Here is a 16,321-nt window from a genome sequence, read left to right on the forward strand (position 1 = left end):
ATAACTTCTTTATGTGCTTGCTTACTTAACATTGCAAACTGTGACATAAAATTAAGTACAAGTTCGAAATGCAAGAATCACTATAAGCTAAACATATCTATATAGATCTTATTCAAATTTGACTGTCTTCAAGTCATTCAAAATATTTTCTTCAGATGACTTATACATCGCATAAAAGATCTGTCCCTCTAGAAATTCAGGTTTATAGTAGCTGTACACATTGACCTTTATCTTAGGAGCTCTAAACTCCTTACCTATAAAATCATAGAAGTTCCCCACGTTAGAAAATTCTGGAGAAAAGTAGATAGAAGCAGGAATTACTATTCTCTTTTTATAAATATTAAGTTTCTCTGAATCTACGTTGAATAATATTGTGTCATTTCTTAAGATAGACTTTGGATAAGCATTCCTTATTGATTCAAGAATCATTTCATCAATACGATCATGAGGGTAGTTTTTTTGCTTTGGGTATTCATGTAAAAGGCGATCAATTGAATTAGTATTTTTCTCGTCTTCTTCCTGCTGCTTTTTGAGATTGTATGTTTCAGTTAATGGTCTTGTGTAAATTATGCTCCCAAGCTCGGTTTCGCCATTCTTTCTGTCTGAAATGATTATTATTCGTTTTAAAACTTTCATTTCTTTTACATCCAGCCATTTAAGTATTCTTTCTTCCATATTTCCGGGTTATATGGTTGCGGATTAATAAGTTACAGGTGATAATTTCTTTGAGCCAATATACTGTTAGTATAATGTTATGTTTGATTAAGGTAAATTCAGGGTTACTAAAAATGATATTTCTAATGGAGTAGGACCACTTTTATAGCTCCTCATCTATTTCTTCTCCTATTTTATCAAGATATGCTTGTAAGTTTATTGCAGGAACTGTACCTATTGCCTGCTGCAAGTAGCGAGTTAGCTGCATATAAAATGTTACAAATGAATTTTCAGATTTACTGAATTTCAACTCTTTAAAAGTTCTGCGGATATAATACTCCTGGTAACGTTTATCAAAGTCTTCTTCCTTTGTACTTTCTTCTCCCTCATAGTCAACAAAGAAACTTCCGTAATCTGCTATACAACCAATATCTATACCTTTGAATCCACTATGCCTTCTCAAGTGTGCTTCAATGGTATTATTATTGTCACGACTAAATGTATTGGTACTGGTTAATATACCACCTATAATCTTTGTAAGTGGTCTAGCCTTAATTTGGACACCAGAATTTATCATTGATGTAGATGTCCTCTTCAATTTTCTTACACTTTCAACTTTTTCACTAGCATATTCTATATAGCTTTTACTTCCTACATTACCTTTTATATCAGGCTTAACTTCGAAAACTGCATAAACTCCTTCAGCTGGTATGTAGTGAAAACCATTCTGAGTGAAAATAAAGGGAGTAAACCAATTGTCATAGATAACAATGTCCATTTGATGGCTTGTATTGCCCTCATGATCAATTACTATAGCTTTATCTACACTGTACCTATTAGGCAGATAATTCCTCAACCATTCAATCCAAGCATTTTCTAATGAATCCCCTTTAGAACCTGGATGTGTTATAAATTGTCGATTAGTACTTAGCTGGGCCTCCATTTGATGCTGCATGCCTTCAAACAGCAGGCGTAAATCGATTTTAGTCATAAAGGATTAAATTTTTGCTGTCGTAATAGTAAAAGCTATAATCGTTCAGCTCTTGACTTGTTACACTTAAAATTAAAAGTACTGGGTTTTTGATTTGTACAGTTTGACATTCTGCAATCTGTATCATTGCCATCAAATCAGTCTGGCTATACTTTGTAGAGCTACTTGGATGTGTATGCCATTCACCTACATAATACTGATTCTTTTCTAGAAAAGCATTCTCAAATTCTTCAACTACACCATCAGTACTTCTCTCAAATATACTGGAGTACCCCTTATACTTTTTGGGTAGTATAAAGTCTTCTATAAATAAAGCTTCTAGGCTTTCTGAGTATCTGCCAATTAGGAAACCTCCAAACTCGTTTGGGAAGTGCTTCTTTCCTATAGTGGCTAATCTATTTATAAGTTCTTCTTCAATAATTAATTCTAAATTATTGTACCTTTTAACTATCCTCAAAACTCAGCTACAGTTAAATCTAACATTTTACTCTCATTAAATTTTATTACAAAATTTGATCTTGATTTATTCTCGTGAAACAGCCCGTTTATCTGCTTAATTGCAAGTTGAACCAAAACATTTATATCATTATATGATGCTTTGAAAGTGGGACTCCAGCAGCCTATAGGATTATATAGGTCGTCAACATCATTGTCTAAAACGTTAGTGAATTGAATATTGACAAAACGATATATATTCGGGTGAAAGGCACAAACTAATTCTTTTGCATGATTCGTAATAGAAATATTAATCAATTCAGCACTTAAATTCATAGAGTCTAGGATATACATCAAGTCGTTATCTGTTGAGCAATCAAAAATTAAGTCATAATTATTGATGGACTTTATAAAATCAACTTGGTATTCTCGATTTTCATGAAATGTTTTAAACAATGTTTCAAAATAATTATTGTTTAGCTGCTTTATATTTACGAATGGAGAGATTGCGCTGAGTATATTTTTCAATTCTTCAGTCTTCTCTGTAATACCTGATAAAAATAAGTATTCTGAGCGGCAAACGTTCTCAGGCTCCTTTACATCATAGTCAACAAAATCGATATATTTACAACCGCCTCTAGTCAGGGTTTTAGCGATAATACTACCTATTGCACCAACCCCAATTATTAGAATCTTTTTATCTGTGATATTATGACTTAGAGCTCCTCTGCCGAAGAAATATTTATAAGATGAATTTCTACTAATTGCCCAAGTAATACCCGTATCAGATAATTTACTCAACCATGAGCCTGTTTTAACACCGTTATTCGTTTCTGGCTTGCCATACAAAGGGAACTCACCATATTTTATAAGTGCAACCTGCCAATGAACTTTGTTTCCAACAGTATTATAACCTATGAATAGTGGGAGTACATGTCCATTGAGCCTTTTATAGTTTTTTCTTTCAAGTTGGTGGAGTTGTTTGAGAAATTCTTGTGGGATTATTTCATCTAAGTCTAACCAGTTCTTGTATACAAATTTGTTGTATGTTGCCGGTGCATCTCCTATGAAGATAAAAAGTCCATCTTGCGTGATCTCATGGCCTTTATATATATTACTCCACTCACATCGAACGAGCTGTTGGCCGAGAGGAATGAAACCTTGAACAATATAATTTAGTAATGTTTTTCCTTTATAGACCCCTGTATTAAGATAAGAAATCTTAACATCCCCATATTCCCCTTTTACAAAGGTTCTTTCTGTGTCTGTAAAAATGTACGAGTAATAACTGTCCGAGAATAAGTTATCTGGAACTATTATATGCTCATAATTTAAATCTTTATCCTCGTCAATGTAGTACTTTTCTATCCAATTCTTCAGAGCATTAAAGTCAATACTAAGCTTCTGTCTAATGTCTGTAGAGTGTAAAGTATTAACACATATCTTACCATCTCCCATTACATGGCTGTATGAAATAAGGTCTTTGTTCCTAAAAATAATAGACTCAGACTCATAACTCTTCAATGGGTATTGCGGTAGGATTTCAATTTCAAAATCTAGCGGTGTTTTTAGTTGGGCGAATGAAATCTTTACTCTTGCATAAATACTAAACTCCCCTTGCTCAATAGAGTATAACTTTTGAACAAGGGGATTTTCTAAAATGTAGGATTTAATATCTTCTAGTTTTAAACCCATTTATCCAAAACGTTGGTTATTAGAAGGAATTGAAGGAGTTATTATTGCCCCTTTTAAGCCATAAGAATTTTGTGACCTAGCTTTTTCTTCAAATTTCTCGTTGACTGGAAAGTAATATTTAATGTTCTCACTATCTTCTTCTATTCGCTTTATTATTGTATCCATCCTGCTAGCTAAGTCACTTCTTTCCCAGCTTTCTAAAGTTTCAATCACATTATTATTACTATTACCCGGGTCTGTCAATTTGAAATTATTTGTAGTAACATTATCTCTAATGTACTCCATAACTTTTTTAAGCTTCTCCCAGAGATCACCTGTAACATCAGCATTATTAAATGCCTTTATAGTTAACAGTTCCAGCAAAAATGACTTATATTTTTCTCCAGAATTAAATTTCCATATTTTGAATAAGCGAATAATTTGTCGGGCTGAATGCCTTTCATCCCCTGTCTTGCGAATATGATCTATCTGGTTTTGAATATTAGTCTTTATGCGTGAATTCTTAGGAAAAAGTCCTGCTTGCTCATTGAACATAAGGTTTAAATCTTTTGCTTCACTGTAGCTTCCATGATTAAGCTCTCTTCCTGGCACAATGTCTAAGTTAATCACATCCCCTTCATTGTCAGGATGAAACTCAATGCCAATTGAAACCTTTTGCTTCCTAACTATACCAGCTCCAGATTGTTGGTATTTGTTATAAAGGAACTCATAAATGTTTTCAAACATTTTTTCTAGAGTTTCAAATGCATCTTTTTTGAATGGCACTATGATATCTAAATCAAACTTGCTATTCATAGCAGTATGTTTAGCATATGATCCAGAATTCATCAAGCCATAAATATTATCGGCATATTCTTCTTCTAATGCTTTTCTAACTTCGTCTCTCTTTACCTTATACTTTGATAGTAGAGAGTCAATGTGAGACATCTTATGTGTCTTTAGTACACTTAGTAAGTGCTCGTTTTTATCAATAGCCATGTTACTTATTGTTTTGAATGCCTAGTCAAGATTAAAGTCAAAATCATAGTGCTTTAAATATATTAATTTTTTAATTACATTCTGTCACATTAGCAGTGTTATTGATTTGCAAAACTTAAACTGCTCTTAAATAAATACAGATGACATATTTGGCTATTAAACAAATTACATCCTTCATTTTAAAAGCAGCTTAGGTCAAAAGCTTCCTCAACTCGAAGAATCAGTGAAATTTAATAGGCATCTTAACTATGAAGAGTTGTCAAAGTGAGCTTTGAAGCATTTAGACAATATGTGATAAAAAAAGCCAACTACGATAAAGCAGTTGGCTGTCAAAATGGATGGTTATCTATTTAGTTTAGCTCCTCCTTTATAATACACGCCCATCCTGTCTTAAAGGCATCGGACCTTTTGAACGTAATAGTGTATTTGCATCCATCTGAATAACAGATTATATCCTGACCAGAAGTACTTTTTTTGCTCCCTCCGCAGAAATTCTGGATAATCCATTGCTTGTCCTCTTCGCTTTGAACACCTGAGATGGACTTATTTAATATACACTTGCCTTTCTCATCAAAGTAGCTGTACATGTACATGTCTCCCAATCGGTAAGTAATATGTCCATCTTTTGCAATTTGGTAGGCTATGTCATTATCACGCAGTAACTGTATTACCTCTCTTTTGCTTCTCCCTATCACGTTGCTTTGGCAAAAGGCAGTGTAAGAGAAGACTGTGAATAGCAATAGTATAAGCAGTTTTTTCATTTTGTTCTTAGGTTCGTTTCAATTCTTCACTTGCTTTTTGTGGTAAAAGGCTAGCTGGCCTTACCCATGTGCTCTATTTAACCCTTACATACTTCCCGCTAGGAATCAGAAAGCTGTTCTCAAGGGTAAGGGTGTCGGTATCGGTAATTTTAAAGCGTACCTGTGTTTGTGGGCTTGTCAGGTACAAGTAGCCATCCTCAACCCTGTACTCGCTGCTAACCTCTGCCGTTGCAAGCACAGTTATGGTATAGGTTGCCATTGTTTCGCCTACCTGCAGCACATACTCATCCCGCAGTTGGCCATCATCTAAGAGCTTGTATGTTCCTTCTAGGCTGTTGCCTTGCATGCTCTCGCAGCCAGTAATTACAAGTGCTACCAAGCACAGGGGTAAAAATTTGTTCATAGGTCTCTCTTCAGTTTAGCTGGTGTTAAATTGTGTTGCTGTAGTAAAGCTTTCCCTTAGTTTCACCCCAAAGCAAAACATACTTTAATATGTTTAATATTATATGTGCAATATAATAGGTAAACTTTAATATACATAATGCTGAATTTTCCCGAAAGTTTGCTCGCCATGCAGGAAAAGGAAGTAGACCCAAGGCTCAGGGTAATCGGGGAAAAAATAAAAAGACTAAGGCTGCAAAAGGGGTACAGCTCCTACGAAAACTTTGCCTTCGACAATGGCCTGCCTCGCGTGGGGTACGGGCGGCACGAAAAGGGCAGCAACTTAACTATGGCCAGTTTGCTGCGTATTGTTGACATCCATAACATCACTTTACGGGAGTTCTTCAGCGACATTGATGTGTAGTTTATAGCTGTACTGTAAGGCTTACTTGCAGCTTTATAAGCCTTACCTATAGGTTATATGTTATAGTGCTTCTGTAAGGCAGTTTAAGCGAGCAGGAACGTTTAAACTTATAAAAACCAGGGTATACCTAGCCTAAGCCGCTAGGTCGCTAAAATCGCTCTAAACCGTTTTGTAGTGGGGTAGTTAGAATTGGGGAACTACACGCAACCTGAATACACTGTAGCATAAGCAAACTGGAGATTTAAGTATTGCTGTAGTAAAGGAATAAGTACGTTAGCAAGCTTCTTTCTTAGCTTTTACTTTTACTACACTTGATAACTGTGGAATACCTGCAACTAAAGATTGATTTGCTGTACATTGTACAGCATCAACGACGAAGTCGTTGATAAAATGCTTTTATACTTCTAGCCTTCATAGCTTACTATATATTGTATACTTAAAGGGGGCTAATTGAATCAAGCTCTAGGTTTAAATGAACTAAGCCCAAGGTTTAATTGACCTATGGGCTTAGTTTAAATGACCTATGGTTATACTCTCTCACAATTTCCGAATAGCTTTCGCCTGCAGTTTGTTTATAGCTTCAAAGTATCGGAGCCGTTGCTCGTACCTAGGCAATATCGTGGTTTTTGTACCCCTACCTGTAGTGCGCCTTACAAGGCTTGGCAAAAGCTCAATGATCCTCTCATAGTCAAGGAAGAAGATGGTGCTGTGTTTTTGCTCCTCTTCCCCTACCCAGGTGTGTATTATTCCCAGCTCTTTCTCAAACTTCTTAATAGTGCGCTTACAGGTCGATTCCGAAACACCGGTTCTGTCGCTTAGCACCTTGAATGAGTGGTAGAAGAAGGGCTGCCCTTTCTTGTACAGGAATTCATCAGCCATGGTGACTAAATAATCGAAGATAAGCTTCTGTGAGGTACCCTTCAGCAGTTTGCCTATGTAGTCCTGAAAATTTAGGTAGTAGAACGCCTGTGGGTATTTCTCTTCATAGGTCCTATCGTCAGGTATTGGCTCTTTAGTAGGTTTCTTGCTCATAATGCATTGATAAAAAGTAAGTCGCTTGAACTCATCATCTAAGGGGCAGCTAGGAGTATAACTATCAGCAGTTACCTCCTAGCTGGTTGCTACCTTAGACTACATGAAAATGTGTGGCTTTAATCCTCCTCTTTTGCAAGCTCTCTCAGGCTATCCCGCATGCTCTTGAAGTACTTTGTTATCTTCTTGTAGCGCTTTTTATCTGAGCTGTCCCAAGGCTGTCGCAGTAAGTATGGCAGCAACTTAACAATCCTTTCATAATCTAGCTCGTAATAACCAGTACAGCTATCACTATCAAGGAAGTCTCGCTCGTAGTGCGCAGAGCCTACAACTACACCTAAGCTTATGAGCTTCTTTAGCGCTTCCTTGCAGGTTTTCTCAGGTAGTCCCGTAGAATTAACAAGCTCAAGTAGGTGGAATATATAGGGACACTCTTCTGCTTTAATCATAATATCTGAGCCCCATGCTATGCGCTCAAAGAGAATGACAGTTGTCCAATCACTAAAAGCTTCCTTGTTGTAAAGGTGGTGACGATCAAAGTCGATAGCTAAAGGGTATTTCATGAAGGAGAGGGACTCTTGAGCCAATTCTGTGTTTTTCTGATACACTTTCATTTAATTAACTTTTTTATATATTAAAATTTGATTTATGCTTTTTGAGTCAGTTCATACTTTATCATGTGGTATGACTTTTTGATGTGAAGCTCCATGAATTCGTCGAGGTCTGACTTCCGGTACCTGACCTGTTTGCCGGGACGATAGGAGGTGATTTTTCTGGTGCTTGTCCACTCCCTCAGTGTGGACTCCGGAATGTTTCCGAGGTACTCTACAGCTTGTTTGAAGCTTAAGAATGGGTTTGCCAGAACATTTTCGACTTTGGCTTCTTGTCTCATTTTAATGCTGAATTTGTTGTTCTGAGTTGAATAACTCTACCCAACTTTTTTCCAGAGAGCATTTTGTGCCCGAAGCGGCTCTTTTGTAGGAAGATTGAAGGTGCTTTTAAAAAATTAAAGCTGTTTTAAACACGTAGAGGGGCTTTTTGCCCCTCTAAAAATAAATATGTTGTATATTAAATTTGTTTTGCGTATGGAGGCGTTTTTCAGTTGATTTTTAACCTAAAAAAGCACTCAATTTATGCACTGCTTCCTCTTTTGCTCTATCTACTACCTTTGCATACCTAAGTGTCATGCTGATGCTCTTGTGGCCCATTAATTTGCTCGTGGTGTTGATATCTACACCAGCGGTCTGTAACATAGTGCCGAAGGTATGGCGAGAAGAGTGGTAGGTAAAATATATACCTGACTGTGTACGCCACCTGTGGATATACCTCTTAGTCTGGGTGCGGCTTTTTAGCTTGAATACAAGGTCATGTGCCCGAGCATCTTTTGTTTTTAGGTCCTGCCGCTGTAATATGTCCATTGCTTGCTTGGAGAGGGGAATAACGACTGTTTCCCCTGTCTTTGTCTGCTCCTTTATAAGTGTAAACTGCCCGTGCTTCCCCGCTGTAGGTACTATTTCCGCCCAAGTCAAGCTTTCCACGTCTGATAGCCTCAAGCCTGTATAGCAGCTGAACAGGAAAGGGTCTGTAAACCACTGTGGTATGTTCTGAGTGTTTTGCTCTAAGATCTCTATCTGCTCCCTAGTTAAGTACTTTGGCGGGATTTCTTTTCCCCTTACCTTTTTGATGTTGGTGGCTGGATTTGCAAGGATAACCTTCTCCCTAACAGCTTGATTCAGGCATGTTGTGATAATGCCCATGTAGGAGCACACAGTAACATCTTTTATCTTGGTTCTTAGGTATTCCTGAAAGCGGTGAAGCCATTCTTCTGTTACATTCCCAAAAGTTAGCTTACCTTTTGTGTAATCATAAAGGTGGCGTCTAACGCTCTGCCAGTTTTGGTTTCTTCTTTCTGCCAGTTGTTCGAAGTAAAGTATAAAAGAAGCGGTTTTATCTGTTTTGGTAGGTAGGTCATGCTCCCCATGCGCCAGTTGCATCTCTTTCTTATGCTTTAAATAAAGGGCTTTTGCATACATTTCTTCGTAGGCATTTTTTAAGATAGGGTTCTTGCTCCTTTTGTCACTTGGGTACACATAGAGCTTTAAGGTCTCTTTCTTACGCTGCCCGTGTTGGTAGTAGTCCAACAGTAAAGATACCTTGCCCCCTGTGAGCTTCTTTTCAACGATGTTTACTTTAGCCATTGTCCGTAGTTGTTATTAGTTTGTACAGCTAATAACCCTAGTCACTTTTGTTTTTAAATAACTTTTAAAGGAAGTTGTAGGACTATTAGTTGGTCCCTAATTAGCCGTAAACAACCGTATTTAACTAGACGAAAAAAAACTGAAGATTTGGCTTTTTTAATATGCGACAGGCCCACTTCAAAGAGTTAGTAGCTGGTCCGAGTAAGGGGAGAGGGCTTTTCAGGTAAGGGAGGTGAGTTGACTTTCCCTAAAGAGATGGGGTACTATTGGGGTACTGTAAATATATGAGTAACCATAAACAACCGGAGTATTTTCAGGTGTCGGGCTAACTACTAATAGGTTCTAAAACCTTAAAAGCAGCTTCTAAATGAGTTTTTACTAATGGTTAGTTACGGTTGTTAAGGAGAGGCTTACTGGGCGAAAATAGGGGGGATTAATAATGATGAGGTTATGGCCACCGGCGGCGGCAATCTCCAGAGCGCGCTTGATGTTCTCCTGCCCCTGCACATCTGAGAAGTCGGCGGCGTACTGATCGGCAGTGTTGCTGAACAGCTCGCGGGTGTTAATTACCAGCGGCTCAATCTCGCGCGCGCCGTCCAGGAACTCGATCGCCTCCAGGATGTTGCTCACGCCGATCACGTCGAGGCTGTTCACAATGGCAGCTTCCTGGGCGTTCTGCGCCGGAAGTATAAACCCCTTGAAGCCTTCCTTGCGCGCCTGTATGGCGATGGGCAGCACCCCTTTTATCGGCCGCAGCGAGCCATCCAGCGACAGTTCGCCCATGATCATGTATTGGGAGGCTTTGTCGGCGGAAATCTGGCCGGAGGCGGCCAAGATTCCCATGGCGATGGTGAGGTCGTAGGAGGAGCCCTCTTTGCGGATGTCGGCAGGGGCCATGTTGATGACGATCTTCTGCCGCGGGATTTTATAGCCGAACTGTTTTAGCGCGGACTCTATGCGTTGCTCGCTTTCCTTCACGGCGTTATCCGGCAGGCCAACCAAAAAGTATTTCGTGCCGGGGCTAACGTTTACCTCTACCGTAATGGTGTAAGCGTTTACACCCTGCACGGCGCTGCCATAAGTCTTAATAAGCATGTTTTCTTCTGGTAAGAAGTATAGGGTTTCAGTAGATTTTGATGCGGAACAACACTGTTTGTCAATTGATTCCAGTGGATACTTTAAAAAGTATAAAAAAGAAGCATGTGCTTATTCTAACCTTGTCATGTCCGGGTGCAGGGGCAGGTAGGTGTCGGTTACGTTCTGGCCCTTGGGATGGATGGTGATGGCGGTGCAGAGGCTGTCGGGCAGCGTCACCTCAAAAGCGATGCCCTGCTGCTGCGCGTCAAAAATGTACACCTGTTGCTGCTGCTCGTCCTGGTAATGCGCCAGCGGCTTCAGCCTGCCGTACTTTTGCCTTATTTCGGGCAGTGCCTTCCCGGTACCGATGCCGTCAGGTGTCTGGAACTGGGGTGAGTTTACCTGCACCTGCTGTACCTTGGGCCTTTCGTCCTGGCCACCAAAATCTGCGACGGTATAAATTACCAGGTAGTGCTGCCCATTTAGCCAGTACAGCAGCGCCTTGCCCATGGCTGCATCCGTGCTGTCGGGTTTGCCCAGTATACTTGTCAGTTCGCTGCCGGGCATGCCCAGTTTTACTTTGCCTATACTTTCGCCGGGGAGGATGAGGTATGTTGAGTCTGGAGTGGCAGTAGCCGGAGCGCTGGCTGTATCAGCGGGAGGTACCGCGGCGGGGGCGGCCTGCTGCTCGCTGCTTTCCTGGCTCTGGCAGGAGAGGAGGCTGAGGAAAAATACCAGGTACAGGGCTTGCTGTGATAATTTCATACTTAAAGGTACGGACATATGCTTTAAACGTACAGCTGGCGCTTAAAAACAAAACCCGGACAACAGAAGCGATGCTGCCGGCCGGGTTTTATACCTTAATGCAAAAGCTATACTTACACCAGCTTCTGCTCCAGCAGAAGTATAAGGATGTGGATTACCTTGATGTGGATCTCCTGCACACGGTCGGCATAGCCGAAATGCGGCACGCGCACCTCCACGTCGCAGAGCGGGGCGAGTTTGCCGCCGTCCTTGCCGGTCAGGCCCACCACCTTCATCCCTTTGGCTTTAGCTGTTTCGGCTGCCCTAAGCACATTGCCGGAGTTGCCGCTGGTGCTGATCGCCAGGAGCACGTCGCCCTGGTTGCCCAGTGCCTCCAGGTAGCGGGAGAACACAAACTCGTAGCCGTAGTCGTTGCCCACGCAGCTCATGTGGCTGGCGTCGGAGATAGAGATGGCGGGGATGGCCTTGCGGTCGTTGCGGTAGCGGCCGGTAAGCTCCTCGGCAAAGTGCATGGCGTCGCACATGGAGCCGCCGTTGCCGCAGCTCAGAATTTTGCCCCCGTTTTGGATGGAGTGTGCCATGGCCTCGGCGGCCTGCTCAATGGATGCAATGTTTTGTGCATCCGACAGAAACGCAGAGAGCACTTCCTGTGCCTGCGTTAGTTCTGCAAGTATGGTAGTAGATGTCATGTGTGGTTTTAGGCAACCTCCGCCTGGTGTTCCTCGGCGTAGGTTTCTTTGTAGCTGTTGCTTCTGAACGCCTGGCGCCTCTCGTACAGTGTGGCTTTCAGGTTATTTATCTTCAGTTCGGCACGGTACTGCTCGTGCTTCAGGTCGGCTACGTAAATGCTGCTCATCAGGACACGGGCCAGCATCACCACGCCGCCAATAGCCACCAGCGCCTTGTACAGGGTCAGTATCCTGTCTTCTGCGTTTGTTTCCAAAATAGCATTTTCGTCTATAGCTCCAATCAGGAGCAGTACCGTGAAGATGATATAACCAAACACAAGTACATCGAGGAGTGCTTTCAAAGCTTTCATGCTGCCTTAGCGAATTGTGTACAACAACTGTTTGGTTAAAATTAGCAAAAAAATATTATTTACAAATACTATGTAGCTTTAAGTTTGCGTCTTATGCTGTATCGGTATTCAGGAAGTGCAAATTAAGGCTATACCGTAAGCTGCATTTGCGTCAGTTTGGCGTACAAGCCCGACTGTTCCAGTAACTCATCGTGGGTGCCTCTTTCCACAATCCTTCCCTGCTGCAGCACCAAGATTTCATCGGCATGCTGAATGGTACTTAACCGATGCGCAATCACCACAGAGGTGCGGTTCTTCATCAGGTTCGTCAGTGCTTCCTGCACCAGCTTCTCCGATTCCGTGTCCAGCGCCGAGGTCGCCTCGTCCAGTATCAGGATCGGCGGGTTCTGCAGAATGGCGCGTGCTATACTTAAGCGCTGGCGCTGGCCACCAGAGAGTTTGCTGCCCCGGTCGCCGATCACCGTCTGGTAACCGTTTTCGGAGTTGATGATGAACTCATGGGCATTGGCGATCTTGGCGGCCGCTATCACCTCCTCCTCGGTGGCGTTGGTCTTGTTAAAGGCGATGTTGCTGAAGATAGTGTCGTTGAAAAGGATAGACTCTTGCGTCACCACCCCCATTTGCGCCCGCACCGACTCCACCGTATAATCGCGGATGTCATGGCCATCCACAAGTATGGCGCCGCTGGTCGGGTCGTAGAAGCGCGGCAGCAGATCAGCCAGCGTGGACTTTCCGCCCCCCGACGGACCCACCAGGGCCACGGTTTTGCCTTTCTGGATGCGGAAGTTAATATCCTGCAGCACCGGTTTATCCCCATAGGCAAAGCCCACGTCCCGGAATTCGATCTCGTTTCTGAAGGCAGGCAGCACCTTAGCGTTTGGCTTGTTCTTTACCTGTGGCTCGGTATCAATCACCTGCAGCACCCTGTCGCCGGACACCAGGCCGCGCTGTATGTTGCTAAAGGCCGCCGACATGGCCTTGGCCGGCACCAGCACCTGCGAGAAAAGAATGATATAGGTAATGAACTCACTTGCCGACAGGTCCGACTCCTGGTTCAGCACCAGTGTGCCGCCGTACAATAGCAGCCCTGCTACTACCGACACGCCCAGGAACTCCGATAGCGGGGAGGCCAGGTCGCGCTTGTTGGCAATAGAGCGCTGGATGCGGGCGTAGCGGTTGTTCTGGTCGTGAAACTTGCTCAGGATAAAAGGCTCAGCGTTAAAGGCCTTCACCACGCGCATGCCGCTCAGGGTCTCATCAATGATAGTAAGTATAAAGCTGAGGGAGTTTTGCCCTTCTTTTGCCTTGCGCTTCAACCGCTTGGAAATGCCCGCGATGATACCGCCCGACAAAGGCAAAAGTATGAGCGAGAACAGCGTCAGCTCCACCGACATGTTGAAGAGAAGAACAAAGAAGGCGATGATCGACACAGGCTCGCGCACTATCACCGTCAGCGTGCTCACTACGGAACTCTCCACTTCCTGTATGTCCACGGTCAGGCGCGTCATCAGGTCGCCTTTGCGCTCGTTGCTGAAATAGCCCAAATGTAGCTCGGTCACGCGCTGGTACACCGTCTGGCGCATGTTGCGCACCACGTGTGCCCGCAGCGCCCCCACAATCCGGAAAGCCAGGTAGCGGAACAGGTTCGCCAGGAACACCGAGATAATCACCATGACACACACAAACAGCAAGGCACCCTCACGCCCCTCTTGCAGGATAATCTGACCGAAGTGGTAGTTGAAAAACTCTTTGAAGAACTCGATGTTGAGCGCGAACTCCGGCTTGGTGGCGGCCATAGCCACCGCCTCTTCCTGCCCCACCTCCCCAAACAGCACGTTCAGCAGCGGAATGATCAGTGTGAAGTTGAACAGGCCGAAAATGATGCCCAGAAAAGTATAAAGGGTGTAGAGCGGCACAAACCGGCTGTAGGGCTTGGCGAACTGCAGTATGCGAAGGTAGGTCTTCATGGTATGGTTGGGCGCCGCTAACCCTTTCTTCCGCACAGGCCTCTGGTGTAAGTTAGCAGCAAGTATGGCCGCGCTGCGGCAGCCACAAATCAGTGATTAAATTGTTTATACTATGGCTGTTAAGGAAGCTAGCCTACAAGCCGCTGCAAAGATACTTAATAAAAGACAGAATGGTAGAAAAGTAAAAAGGTAGAAAGTCGCCCCTCTACCTTTGCAGTATGTTGATACTAAGTAATTCCTAAAACTCGTGCAGCCTTTGCGGGATGTTCCATCGGAAGGCTAAGGAGGTAAAGGATGTGTTATAATCCGGTGCCTCACCCTGCGCCTCTGTGCGGCGCACCACCTGCTTCAGGTCCAGGAACACGTTGTGGCGCAGCTGGAACGTAGCGGTCAGGTCCAGGTGCACCTGGTTTGTTTTGATGCCCTGCCCGATCTCGTTGCCGTAGGTGGATACGCGGTCGAGGTAGGAGAGAAGTACGTTGTTGCCGTAGTTCAGGGTATCGGTGGCCGTTACTACATCCTGGCCGTACTGGGTGGCAATGGCCTTGGCCGTAAGGTGCAGGCGCGGGATGGGTTGGTAGCGCACAATGCCTATCAACTCTACCAGGTTAGCCCCCATCGGGTGGGCCAGCGGCTGGCGGTAGTGCTGGAAGTTGGAAAAGTCGTCGGCGTACTGGTAAGCATAGGGGCGGATGGCGTTCACCTCGCCCTGCAGGTCCAGGTTGGCCACGCCGAAGGCGTCGATGTACTTGGCCCCTATTTGGCCACCGAACTTATTGCCCCACCAGCCCTTGCCGCCTTTCACCTCATCCAACACAAATTCATCCAGCATTACCTGGCCGTACAGTTGCAGGCGGTTCCAGAGGTTCCAGCGGAAATCGCCGCCCAGCAGCACGTTGTCGGGGCTGCCGAGGCCGTGCTCCACGCTGCGGTAGAAGATAACCGGGTTCAGGTACTGCAGCTCGAAGCGTCCCTTGCCGCGGGCAAAGATCACCTGCTCGTACAGGCCAAAGTTAAAGTTGTCCGTCACATTCACACCCAGGCGGTGCATGGCCATGTACTTCTTCGGAAGCAGCTCGTCTCTGCGGTTAAACTGCGAAATAAGCTCCTGAAAGAGGTTCATGTAGTGCAGCTTCCATACTTTGGTGTTAAGCTTGAGGAAGAAAGCGGGCGGCGCGTAATCAGAATAAATTAAGGAGCGGTAGCCGTCGCCGATAAAGTGGCGGTCGTGGCCCAGCTGCACCTCCACGTGCTTGCTCAGGGCGTAGTTTAGATAGCCCCGGGCGGTGATGAAGTCATAGCCCCCTTCCTTAAAGTTCTTCCACATCGTTTCGTGCGGCACCACGCCGTCGCGGCGAATGCGGCGGTTCACGTACTCCGGGTAGCGGGCCTGGTTTTCGGCCACGAAGGCATAAAACCCGAAGCGGTTGTCAATGCTTCCCTCTAGCTGCACGCCGCGGGTATTCACATAGCGCACGCCGTCCGATTCACTGTCGATGCCCCCTTCAAAGTGGATGACAGGGTTTACGCGCAGCACAAAATCCTCGGTATCCACGTGGTACAGGTCAGACACGTTACGGTAGAAGTGGGTAAGGGTTGGCTTGCGGCTCTCGTTCTGGGCCAGGTCGGTATAGTTCCAGTTGTCGTTGAGCAGGTAAGCAGTGTTAAACTCGTCGGCGCGGGAAACGGTGTTGCGGGCGCTGATCTCAGCCAGTGCGGCCACGTCGGCCCGGCCGTAAGGGCGGACGGCCGTGTGCATCTCCGGCAGCTGCTTGCCGAACTTTATCTGGTAGCGGTCCACCAGGTGGTAGGTGTCGCGGTCGTAGGGCATGTATACGTCCTGTGCCTGCGCAGCAAAAGCGGCAACCGACAGTGCAAAAGCACCAAGTATGCGTTTCATGTATAAGTCGTTAATAGCTAAATC

17 protein-coding genes and 1 pseudogene are annotated in these 16,321 nt (G+C 44.1%); 1 reads left to right on the plus strand and 17 read right to left on the minus strand.

What is annotated here, in order from left to right; genetic code table 11:
• Positions 1-108: 108 nt before the first annotated feature.
• The 7 genes from PXG97_RS20955 to PXG97_RS20985 form a co-directional block, all read right to left on the minus strand.
• On the minus strand, positions 109-675 hold the full coding sequence (locus PXG97_RS20955; protein ID WP_276499806.1) for a hypothetical protein: 567 nt from the start codon (positions 673-675) through the stop codon (positions 109-111).
• 142 nt (positions 676-817) lie between these two features.
• Entirely contained in the window at positions 818-1,645 is an 828-nt protein-coding gene (locus tag PXG97_RS20960; RefSeq protein ID WP_276499807.1) for a DUF6602 domain-containing protein, read from the minus strand.
• Entirely contained in the window at positions 1,638-2,102 is a 465-nt protein-coding gene (locus tag PXG97_RS20965; RefSeq protein ID WP_276499808.1) for a Mov34/MPN/PAD-1 family protein, read from the minus strand. Before PXG97_RS20965 ends, PXG97_RS20960 begins: the two co-directional genes overlap by 8 nt.
• Complete coding sequence (locus PXG97_RS20970; protein ID WP_276499809.1) at positions 2,099-3,775, minus strand: ThiF family adenylyltransferase; 1,677 nt, start codon at positions 3,773-3,775, stop codon at positions 2,099-2,101. The genes PXG97_RS20965 and PXG97_RS20970 overlap by 4 nt, the downstream gene beginning before the upstream one ends.
• Positions 3,776-4,753 carry a nucleotidyltransferase family protein gene (locus tag PXG97_RS20975; RefSeq protein ID WP_276499810.1) on the minus strand — a complete coding sequence of 326 codons (978 nt, stop codon included), beginning with the start codon at positions 4,751-4,753 and terminating at the stop codon, positions 3,776-3,778.
• 350 nt (positions 4,754-5,103) lie between these two features.
• Entirely contained in the window at positions 5,104-5,514 is a 411-nt protein-coding gene (locus PXG97_RS20980) for a hypothetical protein (RefSeq protein WP_276499811.1), read from the minus strand.
• 73 nt (positions 5,515-5,587) lie between these two features.
• Positions 5,588-5,893 (minus strand): hypothetical protein, encoded by a 306-nt coding sequence (locus PXG97_RS20985; RefSeq protein WP_276499812.1) that lies wholly within the window; start codon positions 5,891-5,893, stop codon positions 5,588-5,590.
• Between the two features lie 162 nt (positions 5,894-6,055).
• Here PXG97_RS20985 and PXG97_RS20990 point away from each other — a divergent pair, with 162 nt between their 5' ends.
• On the plus strand, positions 6,056-6,319 hold the full coding sequence (locus tag PXG97_RS20990) for a helix-turn-helix domain-containing protein (RefSeq protein WP_276499813.1): 264 nt from the start codon (positions 6,056-6,058) through the stop codon (positions 6,317-6,319).
• A gap of 537 nt (positions 6,320-6,856) precedes the next feature.
• Here PXG97_RS20990 and PXG97_RS20995 read toward each other — a convergent pair.
• The 10 genes and pseudogenes from PXG97_RS20995 to PXG97_RS21040 form a co-directional block, all read right to left on the minus strand.
• A complete protein-coding gene (locus PXG97_RS20995) occupies positions 6,857-7,351 on the minus strand; it encodes a winged helix-turn-helix domain-containing protein (protein ID WP_276499814.1) in 495 nt (164 codons plus the stop codon).
• A 119-nt stretch (positions 7,352-7,470) separates the two neighbouring features.
• Complete coding sequence (locus PXG97_RS21000; RefSeq protein ID WP_276499815.1) at positions 7,471-7,965, minus strand: hypothetical protein; 495 nt, start codon at positions 7,963-7,965, stop codon at positions 7,471-7,473.
• 32 nt (positions 7,966-7,997) lie between these two features.
• Entirely contained in the window at positions 7,998-8,243 is a 246-nt protein-coding gene (locus tag PXG97_RS21005; protein WP_276499816.1) for a helix-turn-helix domain-containing protein, read from the minus strand.
• Between the two features lie 217 nt (positions 8,244-8,460).
• The gene (locus PXG97_RS21010) at positions 8,461-9,549 is read right to left on the minus strand and encodes a site-specific integrase (RefSeq protein ID WP_276499817.1); all 1,089 of its coding nucleotides are present in this window, start codon (positions 9,547-9,549) and stop codon (positions 8,461-8,463) included.
• A gap of 426 nt (positions 9,550-9,975) precedes the next feature.
• Positions 9,976-10,644: pseudogene (locus PXG97_RS21015) on the minus strand (magnesium chelatase domain-containing protein); the annotation flags it as partial.
• A gap of 111 nt (positions 10,645-10,755) precedes the next feature.
• A complete protein-coding gene (locus PXG97_RS21020; RefSeq protein WP_276499818.1) occupies positions 10,756-11,391 on the minus strand; it encodes a hypothetical protein in 636 nt (211 codons plus the stop codon).
• Positions 11,392-11,504: 113 nt separating this feature from the next.
• Positions 11,505-12,080, minus strand: a complete 576-nt coding sequence (lpcA, locus tag PXG97_RS21025; protein ID WP_276499819.1) for a D-sedoheptulose 7-phosphate isomerase — start codon at positions 12,078-12,080, stop codon at positions 11,505-11,507.
• An 8-nt stretch (positions 12,081-12,088) separates the two neighbouring features.
• The gene (locus PXG97_RS21030; RefSeq protein WP_276499820.1) at positions 12,089-12,430 is read right to left on the minus strand and encodes a hypothetical protein; all 342 of its coding nucleotides are present in this window, start codon (positions 12,428-12,430) and stop codon (positions 12,089-12,091) included.
• Positions 12,431-12,558: 128 nt separating this feature from the next.
• Complete coding sequence (locus tag PXG97_RS21035; RefSeq protein ID WP_276499821.1) at positions 12,559-14,397, minus strand: ABC transporter ATP-binding protein; 1,839 nt, start codon at positions 14,395-14,397, stop codon at positions 12,559-12,561.
• Positions 14,398-14,635: 238 nt separating this feature from the next.
• Positions 14,636-16,297, minus strand: a complete 1,662-nt coding sequence (locus PXG97_RS21040) for a hypothetical protein (protein WP_276499822.1) — start codon at positions 16,295-16,297, stop codon at positions 14,636-14,638.
• Positions 16,298-16,321: the final 24 nt, after the last annotated feature.

It is taken from the genome of Pontibacter litorisediminis (assembly GCF_029360645.1).
Lineage (GTDB): Bacteria > Bacteroidota > Bacteroidia > Cytophagales > Hymenobacteraceae > Pontibacter > Pontibacter litorisediminis.